The organism is Oleiphilus sp. HI0066 (assembly GCF_001635725.1).
Map to the genome: position 1 here is coordinate 1 of NZ_LWFH01001418.1, position 782 is coordinate 782.

Here is a 782-nt window from a genome sequence, read left to right on the forward strand (position 1 = left end):
ACCTACTGTTAGATTCGGCAGAGCTTTATGAATTGGTTGCTGAAGATAAACAACAAACGCTTCGCATAAGGGTTCAAAAAGATATCGAAATCCACGGTGACAAAGACCTAATCTTTCAAACTGTCAGCAACTTGATCGATAACGCAATCAAATACACGCCCAATGATGGAGATATATCCATTGAGCTCGATCTCCACGATAAGCTAGTAAGGTTGTCTATTGCAGATTCTGGTATTGGTATTCCTGAAGAAGAACGATCCAAAGTCTTTGATCGCTTTTATCGTGTTGCTAAAAGCCGCTCTCAACCGGGGAATGGCTTAGGCTTGAGTCTTGTACAAGCGGTTGNCGAACTGCATCAAGGAGAAATTAAACTTAGCGATAATGAACCAGGTTTGATTGTGACCCTTGAGTTGCCTGAAATTGATATCGTAGAAGGGAATGAGATTAAAAATGAACAAGCAGGAATAGAAGTTTCTACACCTGCTTAAACATTTGAAAAATGCTAATTATGCCGCGCGTTTTACTCGCTTAAACGCGTAAGTCGCGGGAAAGGTAACTAATTCGAAGCCACTTTTTGCTAGCTTTTCAGCAACAGAAAATGTCTCTTCAACGTTTGCTTTCGTGCTTTCCGCGCGTGCTTTTAAGCTATCTACTTCGCCTTCAACACGTTTTTGTCCTGCAAAAATCGCAGCAATCAGTGTATGTCGATTGATCTGATTTTCAACTCCCATGCTATCAAGCTGAAAGCCTAAGTTATCTACTTGTTTAAATACTAACTCGCC

2 protein-coding genes are annotated in these 782 nt (G+C 40.8%); one reads left to right on the forward strand and one right to left on the reverse strand.

The genetic code is table 11. The features are described 5' to 3' along the window. Positions 1–488: sensor histidine kinase KdpD (locus A3738_RS21540; protein WP_197473957.1), on the forward strand; the 488-nt coding region annotated here is incomplete at its 5' end. 18 nt (positions 489–506) lie between these two features. Here the strand turns inward: A3738_RS21540 and A3738_RS31380 are convergent. Further along, positions 507–782: hypothetical protein (locus tag A3738_RS31380; RefSeq protein ID WP_068763847.1), on the reverse strand; the 276-nt coding region annotated here is incomplete at its 5' end.